The organism is Bacteroides sp. L10-4 (genome assembly GCF_013373675.1).
In the GTDB taxonomy this organism is placed as follows: domain Bacteria; phylum Bacteroidota; class Bacteroidia; order Bacteroidales; family Bacteroidaceae; genus Bacteroides; species Bacteroides muris.
The window spans coordinates 1-23,438 of sequence record NZ_JABXJH010000045.1 but is presented as its reverse complement, the minus strand read 5'-3'; the positions used below and the strand labels follow the sequence as shown (position 1 = coordinate 23,438).

The 23,438-nt window shown below is 46.0% G+C and carries 15 protein-coding genes, 2 pseudogenes and 1 CRISPR repeat array; of the genes and pseudogenes, 8 read left to right on the top strand and 9 right to left on the bottom strand.

Annotated features, from left to right (window positions below; all coding sequences use genetic code 11):
- Positions 1–149: 149 nt before the first annotated feature.
- The 3 genes and pseudogenes from HU824_RS14270 to HU824_RS14260 form a co-directional block, all read right to left on the bottom strand.
- Positions 150–434 (bottom strand): annotated as a pseudogene (locus HU824_RS14270) (ABC transporter permease); the annotation flags it as partial.
- Positions 435–493: 59 nt separating this feature from the next.
- Positions 494–1,741: an efflux RND transporter periplasmic adaptor subunit gene (locus tag HU824_RS14265; protein ID WP_136010680.1), complete on the bottom strand. Its 1,248-nt coding sequence runs from the start codon at positions 1,739–1,741 to the stop codon at positions 494–496.
- 342 nt (positions 1,742–2,083) lie between these two features.
- Positions 2,084–3,007, bottom strand: a complete 924-nt coding sequence (locus HU824_RS14260) for a glucosaminidase domain-containing protein (RefSeq protein ID WP_176469178.1) — start codon at positions 3,005–3,007, stop codon at positions 2,084–2,086.
- Positions 3,008–3,110: 103 nt separating this feature from the next.
- On the opposite strand from HU824_RS14260, the gene cdd reads away from it, so the two are divergent.
- The 5 genes from cdd to HU824_RS14235 all read left to right on the top strand — a co-directional run bounded on the left by cdd (position 3,111) and on the right by HU824_RS14235 (position 9,224).
- Complete coding sequence (gene cdd, locus HU824_RS14255; protein ID WP_005837423.1) at positions 3,111–3,593, top strand: cytidine deaminase; 483 nt, start codon at positions 3,111–3,113, stop codon at positions 3,591–3,593.
- Positions 3,594–3,951: 358 nt separating this feature from the next.
- Positions 3,952–5,598, top strand: coding sequence for an ABC-F family ATP-binding cassette domain-containing protein (locus HU824_RS14250; protein ID WP_176469177.1), 1,647 nt, complete (start codon positions 3,952–3,954; stop codon positions 5,596–5,598).
- Positions 5,599–5,703: 105 nt separating this feature from the next.
- Positions 5,704–6,243, top strand: a complete 540-nt coding sequence (locus tag HU824_RS14245; RefSeq protein WP_136010683.1) for a flavodoxin family protein — start codon at positions 5,704–5,706, stop codon at positions 6,241–6,243.
- A 32-nt stretch (positions 6,244–6,275) separates the two neighbouring features.
- Entirely contained in the window at positions 6,276–7,772 is a 1,497-nt protein-coding gene (locus tag HU824_RS14240) for a 4Fe-4S binding protein (protein ID WP_136010684.1), read from the top strand.
- Between the two features lie 48 nt (positions 7,773–7,820).
- On the top strand, positions 7,821–9,224 hold the full coding sequence (locus HU824_RS14235; protein WP_136010685.1) for an aldo/keto reductase: 1,404 nt from the start codon (positions 7,821–7,823) through the stop codon (positions 9,222–9,224).
- Between the two features lie 230 nt (positions 9,225–9,454).
- On the opposite strand, the gene HU824_RS14230 is transcribed toward HU824_RS14235, so the two are convergent.
- The 6 genes from HU824_RS14230 to cas9 all read right to left on the bottom strand — a co-directional run bounded on the left by HU824_RS14230 (position 9,455) and on the right by cas9 (position 20,892).
- Positions 9,455–10,906, bottom strand: coding sequence for a hypothetical protein (locus HU824_RS14230; RefSeq protein WP_176469188.1), 1,452 nt, complete (start codon positions 10,904–10,906; stop codon positions 9,455–9,457).
- Positions 10,907–10,928: 22 nt separating this feature from the next.
- The gene (locus HU824_RS14225) at positions 10,929–12,482 is read right to left on the bottom strand and encodes an AAA family ATPase (protein ID WP_176469176.1); all 1,554 of its coding nucleotides are present in this window, start codon (positions 12,480–12,482) and stop codon (positions 10,929–10,931) included.
- A gap of 138 nt (positions 12,483–12,620) precedes the next feature.
- A CRISPR array of direct repeats spans positions 12,621–14,124; the repeat unit is 47 nt; unit sequence GTTGTGATTTGCTTTCATTTTAGTATCTTTGAACCATTGGAAACAGC.
- A 103-nt stretch (positions 14,125–14,227) separates the two neighbouring features.
- Positions 14,228–14,560, bottom strand: a complete 333-nt coding sequence (gene cas2 / locus HU824_RS14220) for a CRISPR-associated endonuclease Cas2 (protein ID WP_005832235.1) — start codon at positions 14,558–14,560, stop codon at positions 14,228–14,230.
- On the bottom strand, positions 14,560–15,492 hold the full coding sequence (gene cas1 / locus HU824_RS14215; RefSeq protein ID WP_005832238.1) for a type II CRISPR-associated endonuclease Cas1: 933 nt from the start codon (positions 15,490–15,492) through the stop codon (positions 14,560–14,562). The genes cas2 and cas1 overlap by 1 nt, the downstream gene beginning before the upstream one ends.
- Before the next feature lie 23 nt (positions 15,493–15,515).
- Positions 15,516–16,373 carry a BRO family protein gene (locus tag HU824_RS14210; protein ID WP_005832239.1) on the bottom strand — a complete coding sequence of 286 codons (858 nt, stop codon included), beginning with the start codon at positions 16,371–16,373 and terminating at the stop codon, positions 15,516–15,518.
- The gene (gene cas9, locus HU824_RS14205; protein ID WP_176469175.1) at positions 16,366–20,892 is read right to left on the bottom strand and encodes a type II CRISPR RNA-guided endonuclease Cas9; all 4,527 of its coding nucleotides are present in this window, start codon (positions 20,890–20,892) and stop codon (positions 16,366–16,368) included. Before cas9 ends, HU824_RS14210 begins: the two co-directional genes overlap by 8 nt.
- Before the next feature lie 473 nt (positions 20,893–21,365).
- Between cas9 and HU824_RS14200 the strand changes: the two genes are divergently transcribed.
- The 3 genes and pseudogenes from HU824_RS14200 to HU824_RS14190 all read left to right on the top strand — a co-directional run.
- Positions 21,366–22,004, top strand: a complete 639-nt coding sequence (locus HU824_RS14200; protein ID WP_136010688.1) for an HU family DNA-binding protein — start codon at positions 21,366–21,368, stop codon at positions 22,002–22,004.
- A 104-nt stretch (positions 22,005–22,108) separates the two neighbouring features.
- Entirely contained in the window at positions 22,109–22,915 is an 807-nt protein-coding gene (nudC, locus tag HU824_RS14195) for an NAD(+) diphosphatase (RefSeq protein WP_136010689.1), read from the top strand.
- Between the two features lie 228 nt (positions 22,916–23,143).
- A pseudogene (locus HU824_RS14190) lies at positions 23,144–23,438 on the top strand (hypothetical protein); the annotation flags it as partial.

The window sequence follows — 23,438 nt, the reverse complement described above, 5'->3', positions numbered from 1 at the left end:
CCGCACAATTTCTGCTTCAAGGGATCAAAAGCTGTACCAAAATCGTTTATCATTGATTATCTGCTATTTATACATGCAGTAAGGTGTCCGAAAATGAACACCTTGTCCGTTTTCATCTATTCGTCACGCAGGGCTTCCGCAGGTGAGATGACGAGCGACACGAGCAGATAATGCGAGGTGAAATCCGACACCCAATAGCTCTCTGTGCTCTCTACCCAATTCTGTCCTTTGGCCAGCCCTTCTTTCAGTGCATATTGCAAATAAAGCAGAAAACCAGTCAGTGAAGCGACCACGGTCAATACCGTGCCTTCGCCCATCAGCAGGCGGACAATGTCACTACGTGTAGCTCCGAACGACAGCATCACTCCCACTTCCTCGCGCCTCGTACGTGTCTGCAACCAGAAAATGGCCAGCCCCGTACCCACAATGTAGAGCATGCTGAACAGTTTATTCTGCTTCAACAGTTCCCAGGCTTGTTTCCAGTAAACCTTTATCATTTCAGTTTCAACTTATTCTTGTTCTTATAGTTACTCATATCGCTCACCACCACTTCATCACCCGGTTGCAAGCCACTGACCACTTCTACAAACTCAAAGTTTGAATCGCCCAGCTGCACCTTGCGCTTTACAATTTCCTTGTCGGAATTGCGTACAAAAAGTTCATACTCCCCACGTCCCACATAATAGCTGGCATTGGCTATGCGCATCACGTCTTCCTTCACCGCATTCATCACATAGACGTCGGTTTTCAGACCGGAACGCAGTCGGCGGTTGTTGTCCTCATTCAACTGCACGGTAAAGGAGATGACGCCATTCTTTGAAAGCGGAGTAACACTGCTTACGGAACCTTCCAGCTTTTCGCTGCCAATCTTCACAATGGCCTTGCCGCCGGCAGCCACACGGTCACCATAAGTATCGGCAATCTCGCCTTCCACCTTGAAGTGACTCAAGTCGGAGATGACGGCAATCTGTGAGCCTTCGGGAACCTGGGCTCCAATCTGATTGTTGATATAAGTGAGGATGGCCTTCCGGGGCGAACGCACCTGCGCGTCGTCGAGCGTACGTTTGGTTTCGGCCAGTGTCTTGCGGAACATGCTGAAGTCCAACTCCTGCACTTGGTATTCTGCAGCCAGCACTTCCTTCTCGTTGGCATATTGCTGCTGCAATTGCTCGTATTCCAGTTGTGCTACGTTGTAGCTCAGTTCGGCTTGACGCACTTTGTCGGTGGTACCCGAACCGAGGCTATCGAGGTACTGCTCGTTGCGCAGCTCCACCTTCATGCGGTCCAGCTTCATGGCGGAGACTCTTATTTTCATCTGAAGGTCGGTCAGCTTGGTCTGGTTGTCGAGTTTCAGCTGTTTCAGCTTGTAGCTGCGCATCTGCTCTTCGTCCAGCATCTTCTTGTAGTCGGTTTCGGCACTCTGCAAGTCCAGTTTCAGTATGGGGGTACCTACATCCACGCTGTCGCCACCTTTTCTGTACACTTCCAAAATGCGGGTATTGATGGGCGAGTTGATGATTTCCTCGAATGCCGGGACTACCTTGCCGGAGGCGCTGACGCTGACTTCGATCGTTCCCTTGCCTACTTTGGAGAACACAAGGTCTTTCTCCTTCACTCCCGTACGCATCAATGAAATGAGTACACTGACCACTACGATACCTGCCACACCGATAGCACCGTAGCGGATGATTTTCTTATTGCGTTCCTTGCTACGCACTTCTTTGGGGATTTCTCTATCCATATCTTTAAATTTTATTGTTTGCGGACATAACGCTTAACATATACTAAATCCATGCCAAAATCATAACCTGCTGAAAGTAAGCGGAAAGAGAAAAAACAAGGGTGTCCGTTTTCGGACACCCTGTACATTTTCGGATATATTCACCACATCTGTACCTCCAACCGCTTGTTTATGCAAATGAGCCTCCTATCCTTACCGATCCTGCCCATCCCTTCACTATAGTGAATTGTCATTAAAAGGCTTTTAATACGCTATTGAAAGCCTTTCAATGTGATATTAAAAGCCTTTTAATGACATCTCAGATATATACCCATCCCTATACGCTCCTATAGGCACACCGCCTCATCTCAATCTTAAGCGGTCTCCAACTTCCGGCACATATTCCGCATCCTTGCGATTCATCTTATAAAGGTTCTTCAGGCGGATGCCGTACTTTTGGGAAATGGTGTGCATGGAATCGCCGTCCTTCACAATGTAGACGGTATGGGGCTTGGCAGCCTTCTTGCGCTTTTCTTTCAAGTAGATAATGTCTCCCGCCTCCAGCGTGTATTCCTTATGGAGGTCGTTGTATTTCACCAGCTTCTTCCAGCTGATGCCAAACTCCTTGCCCAAGACCTGAAAAGTATCTCCGTTGCGTGCCACCACATAAGCCATATCGTTGGCTATGTATACCCGATGCGGATTGGCCAGCCAGGGCTTCTTTTTCAGTTCCCTCTCCCAACTGCGGGCATCGCGCTTGCTCATGCCACGGCTGTCGTACTTATACAGTTCATAATCCTCGATAATGGTTATCAGGCGGTTGGCATACGACGGATCGGTAGCGTAACCGGCCTTCTTCAGGCCACGCGCCCAGCCTTTATAGTCCGTAATCTTCAGTTTGAAAAGAAAGGCATAGCGTGCTCCCCGTTTCAGGAAATCGGAATGATCCTCGTATGATTCCCTCGGATGGCGATAGGCGCGGAAACATTCATTGCGGGCATCGTCATCATGCCTCACTGTCCGTCCACGCCAATTGCCTCCACACTTGATACCGAAGTGGTTGTTGCTCTTGCGTGCCAGCTCGCTGTATCCGGCACCGCTCTCCAGCAATCCCTGCGCCAGTGTGATACTGGCAGGTATCTTATGACGCTGCATCTGCTCCACGGCAAGGGGGGCATACTGCTTGATATACTCATTGTAGCGGGCATTCCGGCGTTGTGCCTGCACTGTTGTAATGGAAATGAAAAGAAATGCTATGATAGCAGTCAGTCTGAAAATCCGTTTCATGCTTAAAATGTTGAGTTTTGCACAAAAGTCCGTAAAAGAATTGAAATAACCAATCTCTTTCCTATCTTTGTAACATTAATTACAAATAATAACCCCTTGCCTTATGAAAGAATTGAATATCGAAATCGCCGTCAAGATATACGACTATGAAGAACTGGATGCCGCCGACCGCGAACTGATGGATGCCGCCCGCGAGGCTACCAACCGCAGCTATGCCCCCTACTCCCACTTCTCGGTAGGAGCTGCAGCCAGACTGGCAAACGGTATTGTAGTGACCGGCACCAACCAGGAAAACGCCGCCTATCCTTCCGGGCTGTGTGCAGAACGCACCACCCTATTCTATGCCAACTCCCAACATCCCGACCAGGCAGTAACCACCCTCGCCATTGCTGCACGCAACGAGCACGACGAGTTCCTGGAGTCTCCCATCCCGCCCTGCGGCGCCTGCCGGCAAGTGATGCTCGAAACGGAGAAGCGCTTCAAGCAGCCAATGCGGGTGTTGCTGTATGGCAAAAAGGGAATCTACGAGCTGAAGAATGTGGGAGAATTACTGCCACTCTCGTTCGATGCTTCGGCCATGAAGTAACAGAACCAATAAAGTATTAACATCGTGTCTGCAAGAAGTTAATTTCTTGCAAACACGATATTAACTTCTTGACGACACGATATTAATATCGCAAAAAGCCTTTGTTATTCAGTGGAAATCATTACCTTTGCGCCCACTAACCAATTAATTCCACCGATGAGAATATCCGACTAAAGACAACACATTTCGGTAAACATCACTATCAACATGCTTTTTCAGACTGAACGCTGAGCATCACCTATATAGATGTTTAGCCAATACTGTGTTTGTCTGTACCCCTCCCCTTCGAGAATTTCAATTTCGGGGAATGCTTGCATCTCCCCTATCATTCTTACTTCTAAAAACACAGTAGAAACTTATGAGCTTTATCATTAAAGACCTTAGCTATATCCATACAGATAAGGAAATCTTGTTTTCACACCTCCACTTGAGTATCAACTCCGGAGATAAAATAGCCCTGACCGGAAATAACGGTTGCGGCAAGTCTACCCTCATGCGCATTTTGGCAGGAGACTTGTCACCAAGTTCGGGAACGGTGCTACGCCCCGAACATCTGTACTACGTGCCCCAGCACTTCGGACAATACGACCGGCAGACAATAGCACAAGCTTTGGGAATCAGCCACAAGCTATCTGCCCTGCATGCCATCCTAAGCGGTGACGCTACCGAAAAGCACTTCAATACGCTCAATGATGACTGGAACGTGGAAGAACGCGCCCAGACTTCTCTCGACAGCTGGGGACTGGACGGTATCCCACTCTCCCGTCCGATGGAAGGACTTAGCGGCGGCGAAAAGACCCGCATCTTCCTGGCAGGCATGGAGTTGCACAACCCAACAGCCATCCTGCTGGACGAACCGACCAACTATCTGGACGCGGATGGACGGGAACGTCTGTATAACTTGATACGACGGACATCGGCTACCGTGCTCGTCATCAGTCACGACCGCACGCTACTGAATCAGTTGCCTGCCATCTGCGAACTCTCCTCCCAGGGATTGACGTATTACAGCGGAAACTACGACTTCTACAAAAAACAGAAGGCCCTGCAACAGAAAGCCCTTACCCAACAACTGGAAGAGAAGCAGAAAGCCCTGCGCCTTGCACGCAAAGTGGCACGCGAAGTAGAAGAACGGAAGGCCAAACAGAATGTGCGGGGAGAAAAAAACTCCATTAAAAAGGGGATTCCCCGCATCATGATGGGAGCACTGAAAAACAATGCGGAAAACAGCAGTAGCAGACTCAGCAGCATACATGCGGAGAAAGCGGAAAAGCTGCAGACGGAAATGGCAGGCATCAAAAGTTCACTGTCGCAGACGGACAAGCTGAAAACAGACTTCAACGCCTCCCATCTGCATACGGGCAAGATTCTGGTTACGGCAAGGGACGTCAACTTCCATTATCCCAACTATCCCAACCATACAGCCTCCCCCGCAGAAACACCCCACACGGAGACGACTGCAAAGAGCCTCTGGGCTTCTCCTCTCACCTTCCAGCTAAGAAGCGGCGACCGCCTCAGCCTGAAAGGAAAAAACGGCAGTGGAAAAACAACCCTGCTGAAACTCATCATGGGCGAATTGCACCCCACCGACGGAGTGATGGAGCGTGCCGGCTTCACCTCCGTCTATCTGGACCAGGAATACTCCCTCGTCCGTAATGAGCGCAGCGTACTCCAACAAGCAGAAGCTTTCAACCACCGCCACCTGCCGGAACATGAAGTGAAAACCATCCTCAACCGTTACCTCTTTCCCCGCGACGTGTGGAACAAGCCGTGCGGCAAACTGAGTGGCGGAGAAAAGATGCGCCTCTCCTTCTGCTGCCTGATGATTGCCGACAATACCCCGGATATGTTCATTCTGGACGAACCCACCAACAATCTGGACATCGAGAGTATAGAAATAATAACGGCAACGATACGCGACTACGCCGGCACCGTAATTGCCATCAGCCACGACCGGGAATTTCTGAAAGACACCGGCATCGAACGGGAGATACTTTTGGAATGAATCAGTAATTTAGGTAACAACAACCGTAATGTGTATACTGCCGTTCTCATAAAATCTGCCTATTTTTGCAGCACGTAATCATTTACCAACTAACGATCAACGAATATGAGCAAAAAAGTATTAATCCTCTCCTCCAGCCCTCGCAAGAATGGAAACTCCGACCTCTTGTGCAATGAATTCATGCGCGGTGCCGCAGAGGCCGGACATCAAGTAGAAAAGATTTTCCTGAAAGACAAGCATATCAACTACTGCACGGGATGCAGCGTATGCAGCATGTACGGCAAACCCTGCCCGCAAAAGGACGATGCCGCCGAAGTGGTGGAAAAGATGATTGCCGCCGACGTCATCGTCATGGCAACCCCCGTCTACTTCTACACCATGAGCGCGCAGATGAAGACACTGATTGACCGTTGTTGCGCACGCTACCTTGAAATAAAGGACAAGGAGTTCTACTTCATCATCGCCGCCGCCGAAGAAAGTGTCCCCATGATGGAGCGTACCATCGATGGTTTCCGTGGCTTCCTCGACTGCCTGGAAGAGCCCAAAGAATGCGGCACCATTTATGGCGTGGGTGCCTGGAAGGTGGGCGAGATAAACGACAAGCCTTCCATGCACGAAGCCTACGAGATGGGAAAAAAGGTATAAAGAACGAATACTAACCGCTATACAATACATTTATGCTACGTACCATCAGACTGACCCTTGCCGTCATCTTCTTCGCACTCATCACGCTGTTGTTCCTCGACTTCACGGGAACACTGCATACCTGGTTCGGATGGATGGCGAAGATACAATTCCTGCCGGCCGTGCTGGCACTGAACATCGGTGTAGTGCTGTTTCTTGCAGTGCTGACCTTGGTATTCGGACGCATCTACTGCTCCGTCATCTGCCCGTTGGGAGTATTCCAGGACATTGTTTCCCGGCTCTCCGCCAAACGGAAGAAGAACCGTTTCCGCTACTCGCCCGCATTGAAATGGCTACGCTACGGCGTGCTGGGAGTATTCGTACTTGCCATCGTCGGCGGGCTGAACTCTTTTGTCGCGCTACTGGCCCCTTACAGCTCATACGGGCGCATCGTTTCCAGCCTTTTCTCCCCGCTCTACCAGTGGGCAAACAACGGACTGGCCTACCTGGCCGAACGTGCAGACAGCTATGCCTTCTATGAAACGGATGTATGGATGAAGAGTCTCACTACCCTGCTGATTGCCACGGTCACTCTGGTAGTCCTCATCGTGCTGGCATGGCGGGGCGGACGTACCTATTGCAACACTATCTGTCCGGTAGGTACAGTGCTTGGCTTCCTCTCGAAGCACTCCTTGCTGAAACCGGTGATTGACACAAAGAAGTGCAACAGTTGCGGACTTTGTGCCCGCAACTGCAAGGCATCGTGCATCAACATCAAGGCACACGAAATAGATTACAGCCGTTGCGTGGCATGTATGGACTGCATCAACAAGTGCAGGAAAGGTGCCATCACTTACACGCGCCGCAAGCCGGCCTCCGTTGCAGTCTCCCGGGAAACCTCCGTGGCACCGGAGCAGGTAAACGACACCCGCCGCGCATTTCTCTCTACAACTGCTGTGTTTGCTGCTACGGCAGCCCTCAAGGCGCAGGAGAAGAAAGTGGACGGCGGACTGGCTGTCATCGAGGACAAGAAAATCCCCAAGCGCGCCACTCCCATCACTCCTCCGGGCTCACTGAGCGCCCGCCACTTTGCACAACACTGCACAGCCTGCCAGCTCTGCATATCGGTATGTCCCAACCAAGTGCTCCGTCCTTCTTCGGACTTGACAAAACTGATGCAGCCGGAAATGTCCTACGAACGCGGTTACTGCCGCCCCGAATGCGCCAAGTGTGCGGAGGTGTGTCCTACCGATGCCATCCATCTGACGAGCCTCGCCGAGAAATCGGCCGTCCAAATCGGTCATGCCGTATGGATTAAGGAGAATTGCATCTGCATCACAGACAAGATGGAATGCGGGAACTGTGCCCGCCATTGTCCGGCCGGTGCCATACAGATGGTTCCTTCAGACCCGGAAGACGAAACCTCCATCAAGATACCGGTAGTCAACACCGAACGCTGCATCGGATGCGGAGCATGCGAGAACCTTTGTCCGTCGCGTCCGTTCAGTGCCATTTATGTGGAAGGCCATGTGATGCACAGAACTGTCTGAAGCAAGTTTATCACCCTAATATCCATTTATAATTTCAGTCCTATCACAATGAAAGAAGACAATAAGAACAAGATAAACCGCCGCGATTTCTTCAAACTCGCCGGTGCAGGAACGCTTGCCTCGGCAGCAGCCCTATACGGCTGTTCGGGCAACAAGAACAACGGTGACAGCGAATCGGCCGCGCTGGGCGAGATACCAACCGACAAAATGACCTACCGCACCAATCCCAACACGGGCGACCGGGTTTCTCTGCTGGGATACGGATGCATGCGATGGCCCACCCGGAAACGTGCCGACGGAAATGGAGACGAAATAGACCAGGAAGCCGTGAACGACCTGATAGACTATGCCATTGCCCACGGAGTGAACTATTTCGACACCTCCCCCGCCTATGTGCAAGGTCTGTCGGAGCGCGCCACGGGCATTGCCTTGAAACGCCACCCACGGGAGAAATTCTTCCTTGCCACAAAGCTGTCCAACTTCAGTCCCGGCACGCACAGCCGCGAAGAGTCTCTTGCCATGTATCACCGTTCTTTCCGCGACCTGCAAGTGGACTACATCGACTACCTCTTGCTGCACGGCATCGGCATGGGCGGCATGGAAGCCCTCCACTCCCGCTATCTGGACAACGGCATGCTGGACTTCCTGCTGAAAGAGCGCGAAGCCGGACGCATCCGCAACCTCGGATTCTCCTATCATGGAGACATCGAAGTATTCGACTACCTGCTCTCCCGCCACGACGAACTGAAATGGGACTTCGTACAAATCCAACTGAACTACGTGGACTGGCGGCATGCCAAAGAAGTGAATACCCGCAACACGGATGCCGAATACCTATATGCCGAGCTGACGAAGCGAAACATTCCCGCCGTCATCATGGAGCCGCTGCTGGGCGGACGCCTATCCCGCCTGAACGACCACTTGATGGCACGTCTGAAACAACGCCGTCCGCAGGAGAGCGTAGCTTCCTGGGCCTTCCGATTCGCAGGTACTTTCCCCGATGTGCTGACCGTACTGAGCGGAATGACGTACATGGAGCATCTGCAAGACAACCTGCGCACCTTCTCACCGCTTGTTCCATGTACGGAAGAAGAGTGTACCCTGCTGGAAGATACCGCCCGACGAATGCTGCAATACCCCACCGTGCCGTGCAACGACTGCAAATACTGCATGCCGTGCCCCTACGGACTGGATATTCCAGCCATCCTGCTGCACTACAACCGCTGCATCAACGAGGGCAACGTGCCGCAGAGCAGCCAGGACGAGAATTACCGCGAGGCACGCCGCGCCTTCCTGATAGGCTATGACCGCAGTGTTCCCCGTCTCCGCCAAGCCAACCGCTGCACCGGTTGCGGCCAATGCAACCCGCACTGTCCGCAAGGCATCGACATCCCGGCGAAACTGCAGGAGATAGACCGGTTTGTGGAAGCGCTGAAGCAGGAAACCCTTTAACGGAGTTATCTTCCACATCCGTTTTCTTTTCAAAGATTACCAATCATATGCCGATTCTTCTTTTTGTATAACTTTGCAAAAAGAACCACGGATAAACGATGAATAAGAAGATTTTAACGGCTATTTTAAATAAGTACCGACCTGCCGGGAAATGGGAGTGCAAGTGGCAGGCAGATATTTACTGCTGAAACATAGCCTTCAATAAGCACGCTTTCAGGGCAAACCCTATTTCAGTAATTCCGCGAAGGAATGTATCCCGCCCGATAGATACGGTCGAAGAACGGTGTCCACTCATTGTCCGTGATACCAATCTGCAGACCGTAGAAGTGCGTACCGGCTTCCCGGCAACGGCGAATCTCCTCCATAAAGGCAGGTGAAGAGTGAGGAATCTTGAAGTCGCTGACCCAAAGCACATCGGCATTCATATACTCCTTGCCTTCTTTGAGCAGGCGGAACGTGGCTTCCAGCATACGGGTGGCATCTGTATCCCCGCAAGCTGTCTTTGAGAAGAATTCGAGCAGCCTTGCCCGCTCTTTCCTTACGTCAATCGGATGAATGGAGACGGAAAAGGCTATCAGAAAGCAGTTCCGCCGTTGGCGGTCGGCTATCTCCAGGAGTTTTATCAGCAGGGAGTGGGCAATCTTCTCCGGCTTGCCAGCCATGCTTCCCGAGGTGTCCAGACAGACAATCATCGGACCTTTGGGACGGGCAGGCTTGGTTTCGATGCGCCGGGCAGGCTGCATGATTTCCGATTTATAACGGAAGGTCTGGAGCTTGCGAGTAAGGTATTTGTAGACGAACAAATCTTCCAGTTCGCTGTCAGCGGAATGGGCAAGCTCAATGGGAAGCAGAGCATTGAGGTCGTTGCCGGTACTGATGCCCAGAATGTCGCATTTGGAGGAGTGCTCCATTTTGTAGACGTTTCCCTCGGCAACGCGGATTTGCTCACGTCCTTCGTCATCTGCCATACGCCCCATCTTGCGGGCCACTTTCACTATCTCGGGACACGACCGCTGGATACGCACGATTTTCCGTATACGTTCAAAGTCAACGGTATTCCATAGACCGCTCATCATGCCCCAAGTCTGGAAGAATTCGTCCTTGTCCACCCGGTTCTGGCGGACGTACTCGGGGATGTCTTTCAGATTGGAACGGAGTCTGCGCTCGAGGGCGTCTTTGCGGAAAGCTATCTCTTTCTCCTTTTCTTCGTGCATCTTCAATTGGAAAGCGCCTTCCCAGTCATCCACCATTTTCTCCCAGACTTCATCGTCCGCATGCCCTCCTTCGGTGCCGAAGTGGCTACGATAGAAGCGGGAGTCGAAGCCGTACTTCCGGTATTTGTCGGAAATCTGCTGGAGCAAGGCTTGCCAGCCGTCTTTCCGCCTTGCTATGGACCATTCCAGCACGAGTTTCATCTCATTCCGTTCCGACTGGCTTTTTCTGAAGTTATACTTCTCCTTATCCAAATTCAATTGGATGAACTGAATCATGGTGTCGTAAAAGATACGGGCACAGAGTTCATCACTTAGCACCTGCACCTTGACCATAGAGTCGTTCATCACAGAAAGAAGATAGGCATACAAAGGCTCAGTATCCGTCTCCGCACACTCTCCGGTGGCTACGAAGCGGTCTAGTGCCTGCACGTAGAAGGCGGCGTCATATCGGGTAGCGGTGGTGTTCATCTTCTTCTCGGTTACCGGAGGATTATTCGTCTCCATATCTCAGTTTACGCATGTCCACACGCGCCCAAGCTATTTCCTTGCGGACGATGGAGACGTATTGCGCTACGCTCTTTTTGTCTTCTTCGGAGACGAAAAGGTTGTCGGACAAGTCTCTCACCAAGCGGTCTATGCCGGCGGCGGCAGTGTCCAGTTCCGTCTCATAATCACGGTCGGTGATGGAGAGGTTTCCCAGCCAGAGTTGTTGCTCCTCGCCCCGCTGCAGGCGCCGCATGGGGAAGCGCACACCATTGATGTAGAGATGCTTGTCGTCGCGGTAGAGGGTGACGCGTTCGGTGCCTTTCTCTTTCATGGCGCCGGTATCGGCAAAGGCGCGGATGATAGTACGCTTGGGATTGAAAGGATCGGCATACATTACGCCCAAGGTGGGAGCATCTTTGGCGCTATACTCCTTCAGATTCTTGTAGTCCACGATAAAGATGTAGGTGTTGCCCGTACCATGTTTCTCCACCTGGTAGTAGAAGTGGTCCGTTATCAGCAGGTCATCATCCCTACGGTCGCCGGCAAGGCGGGCCTTGTCGAGAGCTTCGCGCACATGGCTGACTTTCAAATCGGATTTCAGCGAGGAGGCGATACCAGCAATCTGCTTTGTGTGGGGCACGAACAAGGCACGGATAACGATGTCACGGATGGCAAGGCTCTCATCAGGCTCACTCCATAGGCAGTGGTAAACGGGAAGCAAGTCGGTCAGGGAGACTTCTGTGCGGCCGTGGACAAAGGCGGAGGTCTTGAGCAGCTTCACGATGTTTTTCCAGCGGCGGTCGCTGACGTAGACATTACGGTGCAAGTCCGAGTCCTGCATCTCCACGCTTGTCAGGCCCCGACGGATGGCTGTGATGCAGGAAAGAACATCGAGAGGCAAGGTCACGCGGCGTATCTCTGCTTGCCATTCGGCATACTCGCGGTCGGAGATTTGCCATTCGCAGGCAGTCGTTTCCGGATGGTCGGCAGAATCGTCCAGCAGCATTTTGTAGAAAGACTCTTCCTGCTTGACGCAGGTGCAGAGGATGCGGATAAGGAAACGGTCCCACAGAGCTTCCAGCCCTTCACCCTGCGCGGGCAGTTCGTTGCTGGCGGCTACGAGCAGTTTGAGGGGGAGATGCAGTTCCTTGTCGCCGTTGCGGAAAAGTTTCTCGTTGATGACGGTTAGCAGAGTGTTCTGTATGGCAGGGCCTGCTTTCCATATTTCGTCCAGAAACACGACATCGGCTGTGGGCAGATAGCCGTCGATGGCACGTTCATACTTGTCGGATTCTTTCAGTCGGCTAATGCTGACAGGACCGAAAATCTCGTCGGGCGTAGAGAAGCGGGACATCAGGTATTCAAAGGCACAGGCATCTGTAAAAGCCGACTTTAGCCTCCTGGCTACCATCGACTTGGCTACTCCCGGAGGTCCCAGAAGGAGAACACTTTCACCTGCCAGGGCGGCCAGCAGGGAGAGGTTTATCTCGGTTTCTTTTTCGTATACTCCCCGGTTCATTTCGGAAAGGAGGAGACGGATGCGTTCGGTTATTTCCACAATATGATTTATTTGTAGTCAGTACTTATGTATAAAGAAAAGCGTGTAAAGATACAAAATAGTAGGAGAATCAGAGAAATTCTTATTAAGATTCACTATCTTTGGAAAACAAATACACACACAGACACGCACACACACGTTGTGATTTGCTTTCATTTTAGTATCTTTGAACCATTGGAAACAGCCCATGAGCGAAATTCCCATCCTCTTCGACGGTTGTGATTTGCTTTCATTTTAGTATCTTTGAACCATTGGAAACAGCCGGCATTGTTTCAACATCCTTTGGCTCCATGTTGTGATTTGCTTTCATTTTAGTATCTTTGAACCATTGGAAACAGCAAAGAATGCGGCCTTTGTAGCATCTACACCGTTGTGATTTGCTTTCATTTTAGTATCTTTGAACCATTGGAAACAGCATTTCCATAAAATGCCAAGGAATGGACGTGGTTGTGATTTGCTTTCATTTTAGTATCTTTGAACCATTGGAAACAGCGGGACAACTTCACAAAGAAGTGCTTCTTATGTTGTGATTTGCTTTCATTTTAGTATCTTTGAACCATTGGAAACAGCTTGTGGGAACGGTTGCGGTTGCTGATAAAGTTGTGATTTGCTTTCATTTTAGTATCTTTGAACCATTGGAAACAGCGAGAAAACCGAGACTTATTGAGATTAACAGGTTGTGATTTGCTTTCATTTTAGTATCTTTGAACCATTGGAAACAGCATTAAGCTTATTAAGATCAAAAGCACCAGGTTGTGATTTGCTTTCATTTTAGTATCTTTGAACCATTGGAAACAGCTCCATAATATTCTGTAATGTCAAGTTTACGTTGTGATTTGCTTTCATTTTAGTATCTTTGAACCATTGGAAACAGCGGAAATTCTGAAGATGAACAGAATACGCGAGTTGTGATTTGCTTTCATTTTAGTATCTTTGAACCATTGGAAACAGCAAGACCAGCGTTTTTTTCTTTGACAGACTTGTTGTGATTTGCTTTCATTTTAGTATCTTTGAACCATTGGAAACAGCAGTCTTGAATGTCTAATCGAAAAAGTTATGTTGTGATTTGCTTTCATTTTAGTATCTTTGAACCATTGGAAACAGCAGACATTCAAGACTAATTTAACTAATCTAAGTTGTGATTTGCTTTCATTTTAGTATCTTTGAACCATTGGAAACAGCCTCGGAATGGTAAAGGTGGAGAAGCCTGATGTTGTGATTTGCTTTCATTTTAGTATCTTTGAACCATTGGAAACAGCTTTATCTGCATTCGTTGCAATCGAAGAAAGTTGTGATTTGCTTTCATTTTAGTATCTTTGAACCATTGGAAACAGCGCTAATGGATTTGAACAAGGTAAGTATATAGTTGTGATTTGCTTTCATTTTAGTATCTTTGAACCATTGGAAACAGCTATTTAGTGTTTTCTCCTGCACTCATTATGTTGTGATTTGCTTTCATTTTAGTATCTTTGAACCATTGGAAACAGCAACTTGGACCCCTGACGAATACGGTTCTTTGTTGTGATTTGCTTTCATTTTAGTATCTTTGAACCATTGGAAACAGCCGAAGTCCGTCAGACCCCTCTAACGACACGGTTGTGATTTGCTTTCATTTTAGTATCTTTGAACCATTGGAAACAGCTGACTATAAGTAACAATCTAATATTCAAACGATTACACATAGTGTTAGAATATAAAAAAAGAATGCTGCTTCTAAAAAAATCCCGCCATTGCGCGGGATTTTTTCAGAATAATTCTAATTGTTGTCCAGGCGTATTCACATCCACAGTCTTTTTCCCATAAAAAAGTGCTATATTTCCAAATTGCTTGTCCGTAATGCACATAATTCCGACACTTCCATAGTCCGGTAAGAAAGATTTAACTCTTTTTATATGTACCTCCGCATTCTCACAACTCGCACAATGACGAACATATATAGAGAACTGGAACATCGTAAATCCATCCTTTTGCAGATTCTTTCTAAATTCCGCATACGCCTTTTTATCCTTCTTGGTTTCGGTAGGCAAATCAAACAACACTAATACCCACATAATGCGATATTCACTAAACCGGTCCATCACATCTCTGGATAGGATATTTTACGCAACTCACCACTGAAACATTTATACAGAGAAGCCGTAGTCTGCCCAACAGCTACCATCAACGGACTACGTTTTCCCGAAATAACAGTCTCTAATGTAGGAATTGTCAGTAACCTCGCTTTCAATTCTCTCGTCAATTCAACACAATTCGGTTCTGCTTCCTTGAATATATCATATACCAACCTATCCACATAAGGGCGATAAGGTTCCATTATATCATCTGCCAGACAATAAGCATTATAACGATTATGATGATGTATTCCCAAAGTAGGTAGAAGCCCACTTGTCACCAAAGCACGAGCAACAACTGCCCTCAAAATAGCATACCCATAATTTAACAAATTATTAGGAGGAATACCTTCTCTATCCCTTGTAAAGCCTTCTATTTTAAACAAATTCTTCCAATAATAAGCAGCTGCACGAGCCTCCAAATTATCAGAATCTCCACTCTTTACATCTGCAGCCCACACCTTCATACACTTTATTTCTTCTCCAGCACATTCATGCAATACTACCGTCTGATTCTCTATTTTGGCTTTTATTGTTTGCTGCCAAAGTTGTTTCATCAATGGTAGAGACGCACCAAGTTGATGACGAAACCTTTCATTTTGTGTAGTATTCCCATACAAAGGAAGCATTAAACCAACCGGCATACTTTTAGAATCGCAGGTTATGACTGCACAATTATTCTCAAGCAAAGCTTCCAATACTCCCGAAGTAATGGTTATCTGCTTATTGTCCAACACCACTACTCCAATATCTTCTATTGGCTTAGTCACTTCGGACATTCGTTTGAACCCTTCGGGTAAAGCACTGTTCTTCACCACCTCCGGCAATTTAATCACCAACTGGGCATTTTTTAAAGACAAATAGACCGGATTCCCAAAATAAAGTGTTTTCTTAATCATAGCATATAGACTTTACAAGTTATTCATTCATCATTTTCAAGAAAAGGAAGCTCTAAAGTATCATTCTGTTTATCAGAATCCAACAGAAAATTTTCAGGAGAAACAACACTTCTACCCAACTCTTTTTCAGCTTGTTCACGTGCTACTCCGGCTACATTTCCTCCACGTTGTGCTACTTGCTTACTTTTAGTAAATGTATCTGGTTTTTCTTTCTGAGAAATTTCCGTTGTGACACGTTCTCCAAGCATTGTAAATATCAACTCCAAATCAGACATGTGGTCACGAAGATTCTGATTTTTCTTCGTCAGCCCCTTATATATTTTATAATCCGAAGGAGTCAATCCAAACGTTGCTCTAGATATTTCTGCCGTAAGAATGGCATAATCACTTTTTTCCGTGATTCCCCTTTCTTTCCATTCATCCGTCAAATTCTGACGAATGGCGATTCCTCTCAAACGTTTGTCAATCCAATCTTTTGGATAACCTTTTTGCTCATATAGTTCTTTCATGCGCTCTTGAGCCAATTCCGGATTTTCTATTTCCTGTACACGCTCATAACCTACTTGTGCTAACCAAAGCTTGAAAGGTTCAGCTTTAGGAGAAGGAATAGATTGAATGATGCGGAATAAAGCCTGCACATTTGCCGCCAACGTTTTTCGTTTTTTTCCTGTATCTGTCACCATTTCTACCTGGGGACAAGTTGTCCCCAGGTAAGTAGCCAGTTCTTCATCCCGTTTTCGCATCTTCTTCAGATAATCCGTAGGATTCACACTATCAGTCAATACACCAACTACATCTACAACAGAGAAATACCATTGCTGTTCTTCCTCGTTCCATACGGAACGAATCTTTTTCTCTTGAAACAACTTTATATTATTCATTTACTCTATACTTAACTTCTATAATACGGCCTAACCTATCAACTTTTACTGGAATACAAATATTCTTTATCATTTCACCATCCCATGATTTTTCTGCTTTATTATTAGAACCTAATTCTTTAGTGGGAATAATAGCATTTGATATACTTTGAGGTATAAAAAAGCATTGATTACCAGAAGATGAAACCATCTTATAAATCCTCCCCCTATCTATCGGTTCATTTATCCTACCAAAATCCCGCTCTTCTTCGGTTGGCAGATATACCAAATCATTAGGAGACAGCCAAAACAATAATTTATCTCCCTTTTCATTTCTGTCCGGTACAGGAACAAGCCCTTGTTTCTCACGCTCTATAACCCAATTTAAAGGAATAGTCTCATACGTTCTGTTTCCATCTTCTGTTATGTAAATAGCAAAGAACAAGTTAGTACCTTTAGCAGCTTCCACCCATTTGGCACCTTTATTGCCAAGTACACCGACTTTAAATTTATTTCCACGCGGTTCATACACCCTCACCTTATATATAGGCTGATGTCCTTTACCATCATTCAGTTGTAAAAGATTACGGTTCATTTCTTCTATACCTTCTGCAGAAAAAGCCAACTCCGCCTTTCCTTCTTTTGATTTCAGATGATTCAGGAGTATTTTCTGTATGCCAGTATCCGTCACCGATGCTATCTTCTTCTCATTGAAAGTTGAGTCCAATGATTTACGTACTGCAACTAAAGGTTCAGTAGTATTTTCCGTAAAATAATAAACAGCGACTTTGGCTATATCCAGCTCTTTCCACAAGAAAGCATTCTCTTTGAAATATTTTTCAATTTTCTTCTTATCATACTTATATGATAACAATTCAAGAACCTTATTTTTTACTCTTTTGTCAACAATCATAGAAGGAGTATCCAAAGCGACAGATAGGCGTACCACCTTTACCTTTCTTAAATTTACCGCTCCAAAAACCGTATCTTTGTGCATCGGTTTACGGATAGCCCAACTATCACCGATTTTCTGTTTCTCATAAACACGAGTCCCATTTGCATCAAAATGTTGATAGATATTGGTTGTTTTATTTATTATACGCAAATTCTGTTTCAAGCTAACTATTATCCCACTCAACGCTTCCCTTGCATCTTGCGTAAAAGTAGTCCATGGTTTCTTTATAATCCATCTATAATTACCATTACCATCCCCCCTACTCTTATCACACAACAGTCTCTGCAAATCATAACGGGAAATTTTCGCATTCCGGCTTGCAGACTCATTATTCAGATAGTTTACATGATTCCGTGTAGCACAAGCTATTACTATTGCATCCATAGCATGATGCCGATGGTCTATACGCTTCTTACTGAATCCTTTCTGATATTCAAGGGGCACTGCTGTTTGAAAAACTTTTTTTCCGTCTTTATTCTCCCAATGTCCAAAACACTGGGTTTCGGTCAAAGCATTTAAACGTTCAAAACGAGGACTTACAATACTATTCCAGACGTCATTCATGCCCCAATCCTTTTTCAGCCTGTCCGTCACGCTTCCTGTACAAACTAATATGTTTTTTGAAACAGCCTCCGGTTCATATTCACCGCTATCATTCTTTTCACGAACGATATTCGACAAAAGTCCTTTGACAACCTTACTGATATACCGGCTATCGTTTAATTGGCGTTCAATAAATTGCTCGGGAATATCATCCATCAACAATTTCTTCATTTTTATGCCCGATTTTGCATATTGTTCTTTTACAAAACGTTCGTAACTATCCACAGAAAAGATTTCTACTGTCTTTCCAAAACCCACTTCCACTTTCTGTCCATGATGATTCTTGATAAACTCATATCCCAGTTGATTATCTTTCAACTTGTTCACAGCAGATTCACATATCACTTTGTTAGAGAATGAATCATCAAAATAGCGGGATTGAGGTATAACATGTTCTATCTCATACGCAGCAGTAAATAATTTAGCCAAAGGTATCAGCTCACCGGTATAAGGTGAACGATATTTCTGTTCCAGCCATAATTTATAACGCAAGAATTCTGATTTCGTCGGTAATTTACTGGTATTGATTTTTTTCAATATCACATCTATATCTTCCGGAATCTGTTCTTCCCCCTTTAAAACTGCATCCTCATAAATCCGCAATATTTCTTGTTGACTTGGTGAATAGGGACGGACATTCTCTACCCCATATTCCGGATTCACAAATTCAGCAAGCAATGCCTTTATACGTAAATTGGCATTTTCATTCTCCAGAATCTGAGTAGTCATTCTTTTTCGCTTGTCCGCAGGATTTTTCATCTCGCGCCCTAACTCAATATGGATTTCATCAATTTTCCCAACCTGTTTCCAAATATCCCTGACAACTCTCAATGTCTCGGTTATCACTTGTTCTACGATAGGATTTCGTAGTGAATGTTGCTTAAAAGCAGCCAGATAAGCATCAATATCAGCAGGGGTTTCCCATTTGGTTATTTTTTTATCTTCGGAATGACGATTATACACTACATAACAAGCCAACCACAACGGAAGCCTCTTAAAACAAGATATATCCGACAAGTTCATCGCCTTTTCTCTAACCTTGGCACCTATACTCTCATCACACTCACCTGCTATTATCCTTTCTATTCTTTCCTTGGTTGTACCATCAATCAACGACATATCCCAATACTTTCCACACCTCATCAAAGGCAACAACTTCTTTATCGCCTTGGCAGAATAAGCGCCATATTCAGACTTGAAAGGAGGAAACTTCTTGAACACTTCCACAAAGGATTCATTCAATCCGTTCTTAACCGCAAAAGTCGCCAATGCTTTCTCTATTTCCTGCTTGTCACTTACAGAATATAAGATATGCCACAAGGCTGTTTCTTTTTCATCAGATAAAAAGTCAATACCAATACCGGCCTTTTCCAAACGGGAAAGAATCGCATGTCTCGTCTCATTACATGGGTAGAACTTATCCTCGACATAATTCCAACGATAATTATTTATTTCCTTTTTCAGTCCAAACGCAGGATATCTCAGAAAAGCTTTCTGATCTATTTCCTTTCGAGAGTTCAGCCAATCAAATAGAGCCACATAATCATCTTCTGTTTTCAAAAACTCCGTTGTCACATCCACATCCAAATGTAAAGTTCCATTTACTTCCCTTTCCTTTTGATATACCCGAATATTGGAAAGGAAATACCATAAACGGAATTCCTGAAAAAGAGGATGTGACTTGGCTATACACTTTAACGAAGCTGTTTTGATTTCACCTGTTTTGCGGTTTACATATTCATTTTCCTCATAAGGGCAATTAGCTATCAATGACTTTTTGGTTTTCAACGGCCTTTGATAAAACAAGACATCATCTATTAACAAATAGATAAAGTCCCGGTTAGCTATATTTCTCCGTTGCACTTCATTACCTGGATACAACGCTTCAATACACCTCATGTATAAATCTCTATCCTGCAATTCTGCATGAAAAGCACATTGCTTCTGCAAAATCAAGTTCAGTTCCTCCTTGTAAAACTTTCGTTCTACTGTTTTCACCAATTTTCCCATTATCTTTTGTTGTGGCTCCTGCAACAAAGCATCATATATATAACTCCCAATCGTTTTATGAGTACCGGCAATGTCCGCTTCAGTCCTTTTCTTTATTAACATCCAATCATCCTCTTTAGGCGCTCTGAAAGAACGCTTCACCTCACCATACTTATCAAGCTTTGGAGTACCGTCCGGATTTAAGTCAGTAGTGACAATAAACTCTTTTACCCGTCCTTCCCAGTCCAATGGGACATTACTGCTTCTACGATATACCCATCCATTCTCCAGATGTACATTATACCATATATCCCGGCCTTTCTTTTCATCAGTCGCTTCCACCGACAAGACTTTCAATGCATAAAATTCAACAGATTTTCCTGCATTGTCTTCCTCCTCTTCTCCTCTAAGCTGATAATAACCACGTTTCTGATTAAAGTTCAAAAGAATCCATGCCAGTTCTTCTTTACTTATCATTTCTGTCAAAGCTTTCTTACGGAGATAATAAACTGTCCAGTCATAAGGGATTTTTTTACCATCAAAAACCAATGAAGGTTGGTGTTTTGCAAAATCCGCCAACATTTCATTAAACGCTGTCTGAAATAAAAAAGAGTATTTTCCCCATCTATCCTTTACCCATGGCAATTTCGGTTCGCTGCCTGACAAGAATTTACCCGTATGCTTTTCAAAATCTATTCCTTTTAAATAGTGTTCCGGCAGGAAGCCAAGAATCTTCAAAACTTTATGCAACCGTTCACGGCGTAGTAATTGTCGCTCTCTCAATCGACGCACCCCTCTAAAACGGGTTCTTTCGGCTGTCTGTGATATAGAATTCCCTTTGTCAAAGTCTCCCAAGATAGCAGCATCCATCGGAATTATTCTACTGCCAGCCATTTCTATCCAAATTTTCTCGGTCTGTTCTTTAATTACAGAGTTTATTACAGCCCATCCTATACTATTGGTTCCCAAATCCAATCCAAGTATCGTTCTCATAGTATTATATTTTGAATATTTTCTTCAAAGGTATTTTTTTTTTCAATATAAGCATTGTGTTTCCATATTTATTTTATACATTTGTCATACTAAAATGAAGCAAGTCACAATAAGGATTATTCCGTTGTGAAAACATTAGGTTCCCTCGTCCTTAACGGGGGATTTTTTATTTCCAAAAACTAATTATCATTTCCAATATCCCCCTTTTGCCGAAAACTAAAACTTTCCTCCCCAAACACTACTCTTCGTATCACTATATTTTATATCTTTGTTCACTAAGAATTAATCGTCCCATACCCATTTCTGTTTCGTCCGACAGCTGTCGGACGATAATTAAACAACCGTTGGACGATAACGCAACAGTTGTCGGACGATTAGTTTTTAGGAAGAAGAAAATTAATTCGCTTAGCGACAAAAATAATTCCCCGAAGCGACGAGAACTGTTTATCGCTATAAACAAAAATGAATATCTTATGAGCGCGTATTACGACCTTTACGAAACGCCTTCGCCCGACGGGAAAGAAGACAAGAAAGCACTCCACGCACGTATCTGCCCGAAAAGGACTTATACCCAAAAGGAGTTTGTGGAACATATCGCAACTTTCCAACATCTGCCCAAGAATGTGATAGGGGCAGCATTGGATGCCTGCATTGACGAGTTGTGCGATTTGCTGGCCAACGGAAACATCGTGGAGCTGGGAGAACTCGGATTCTTCAGCACTTCACTGAAATGCTTGCGCGAGACCGACGACGAGAAAAAGAAAATCCGCTCCGAATCCGTCCAATTCCAAAACGTACACCTGCGCATCAGCAGCACGTTCCGCAACAACATCAAGAAGAAAATGACGTTGGAACGTGTACACTCCACTACCAAGAAATCGAAAAAAGTAGTAGAGACCACCGAAGAAACAAGAAAAGCCGAACTGGAACTGTTCCTCAAGCAGAATGTATGTATCAACAAGAACGAATACATCCAGCTAAGCGGACTAACCAGACATGCCGCCATAGACGAACTGAACAACTTCATCCGGCAAGGGTTCCTGCGCCGCCGCGGGATGGGAAGGTCAACGGTCTATGTGCGACAAGAAAAAGACACAGCAAACGAAATTTAGGGGGGCAAGCACAGAGACACAGAGACATAGAAATTAATTTGAAAAGAATCTCTGTGCCTTTGTATTTTCGTGTTCATCCCCCCAAAATAATAAAACAACAAACAATGGAAAAATCAACAGAACCCCAACCCTGCATGCAGTGGTTCGTCTTCTTCAAAGACCAACTGCTGCTGAAAAAAGGATATACAGACAAAGGAGAAATAAAATACAGCGTACCCGTCAGTATAGAGCCTCCTCTGACACCGGAAGCCGGAAGTAATATACACGAAGTGTTCCCCCCCAACGGCAAGCAAGTACGTGCATTCGCCTTGGAACAGCCCGTGACCGAAACCGACGAATGGGTAATGATAGGCCTGCGAGCATCGTACGACTACATCGCGCCAGACGAGTACCGTTCCGCAGGAAAGGCTTTCCAGATACTCTACTGGGACGAGCACAGCCGCTTCTGTCCCGTGTGTGGCACCGCTATGGAGCACCAGACCCCCATCATGAAGAAGTGTCCCGACTGCGGCAATGAGATGTACCCTCCCGTTTCCACCGCCATCATCGTATTGATACGCAAAGGAGACGAAATCCTACTGGTGCATGCCCGGAACTTCCGCGGAACCTTCTACGGACTGGTGGCAGGCTTCCTCGAAGCTGGCGAGACACTGGAAGAATGTGTGGAACGGGAAGTTTTTGAGGAAACGGGGCTGAAAGTAAAGAACATCACTTACTTCAGCAACCAGCCCTGGCCCTATCCCAGCGGATTGATGGTGGGCTTCATTGCCGACTACGAAAGCGGGGAAATAAAACTGCAGGAAGATGAACTGACCTCCGCCGCTTTCTATTCCAAAGACAACCTGCCCGAAATTCCACGAAAGCTGAGCATCGCAAGAAAGCTGATAGACTGGTGGCTGGAGAATAATTGAAGAGTTAAAAACTAAAAGGAGAAGGGAAAAGCAGATTGCGGAAAACACACACTCACAAACGAACAACTACGAATGAAACGACTCTCATCCACATCAACCAATCGGTGTGTAACCGCAATCTGCATATACTAAACTTCTCTGCAAACGTTTTGTTCATCAACCATCGGGTTTAAGCCTTATTTAAGTTTTCTTTCAACACAGAAGCAAAAGGAAAGAGGTTGTGTCAAAATGCTGGCACAACCTTTTTTATGCGCAAAGCCCGGACTTTCCCAAGCCCAGGCTTTGTTATTACCCAAAGTTTATGTAACTTTAGGCATCATTTTTTTCGTTATGGCAAAGTTACATTTTCGTCCTTACATTCCCAACCAAACCGTTCTTTTTCCACAAAGAATTGATGAAAACATAGCTGCGGACGCCCCTGTCCGCATAGTCAATGCAGTTGTTGATAATCTCAATCTTGATAATTTCAAGAAGCTTTATAAAGAAACGGGGCGCTCAGCTTATCATCCTAAAATGATGCTCA

What these genes read in the sequence shown, in the direction of transcription:
- HU824_RS14265 (WP_136010680.1), bottom strand. Translation starts at nt 1,741, where the DNA reads ATGGATAGAGAAATCCCCAAAGAAGTGCGTAGCAAGGAACGCAATAAG.
- HU824_RS14260 (WP_176469178.1), bottom strand. Translation starts at nt 3,007, where the DNA reads ATGAAACGGATTTTCAGACTGACTGCTATCATAGCATTTCTTTTCATT.
- cdd (WP_005837423.1), top strand. Translation starts at nt 3,111, where the DNA reads ATGAAAGAATTGAATATCGAAATCGCCGTCAAGATATACGACTATGAA.
- HU824_RS14250 (WP_176469177.1), top strand. Translation starts at nt 3,952, where the DNA reads ATGAGCTTTATCATTAAAGACCTTAGCTATATCCATACAGATAAGGAA.
- HU824_RS14245 (WP_136010683.1), top strand. Translation starts at nt 5,704, where the DNA reads ATGAGCAAAAAAGTATTAATCCTCTCCTCCAGCCCTCGCAAGAATGGA.
- HU824_RS14240 (WP_136010684.1), top strand. Translation starts at nt 6,276, where the DNA reads ATGCTACGTACCATCAGACTGACCCTTGCCGTCATCTTCTTCGCACTC.
- HU824_RS14235 (WP_136010685.1), top strand. Translation starts at nt 7,821, where the DNA reads ATGAAAGAAGACAATAAGAACAAGATAAACCGCCGCGATTTCTTCAAA.
- HU824_RS14230 (WP_176469188.1), bottom strand. Translation starts at nt 10,906, where the DNA reads ATGAACACCACCGCTACCCGATATGACGCCGCCTTCTACGTGCAGGCA.
- cas2 (WP_005832235.1), bottom strand. Translation starts at nt 14,560, where the DNA reads ATGGACCGGTTTAGTGAATATCGCATTATGTGGGTATTAGTGTTGTTT.
- cas1 (WP_005832238.1), bottom strand. Translation starts at nt 15,492, where the DNA reads ATGATTAAGAAAACACTTTATTTTGGGAATCCGGTCTATTTGTCTTTA.
- HU824_RS14210 (WP_005832239.1), bottom strand. Translation starts at nt 16,373, where the DNA reads ATGAATAATATAAAGTTGTTTCAAGAGAAAAAGATTCGTTCCGTATGG.
- cas9 (WP_176469175.1), bottom strand. Translation starts at nt 20,892, where the DNA reads ATGAGAACGATACTTGGATTGGATTTGGGAACCAATAGTATAGGATGG.
- HU824_RS14200 (WP_136010688.1), top strand. Translation starts at nt 21,366, where the DNA reads ATGAGCGCGTATTACGACCTTTACGAAACGCCTTCGCCCGACGGGAAA.
- nudC (WP_136010689.1), top strand. Translation starts at nt 22,109, where the DNA reads ATGGAAAAATCAACAGAACCCCAACCCTGCATGCAGTGGTTCGTCTTC.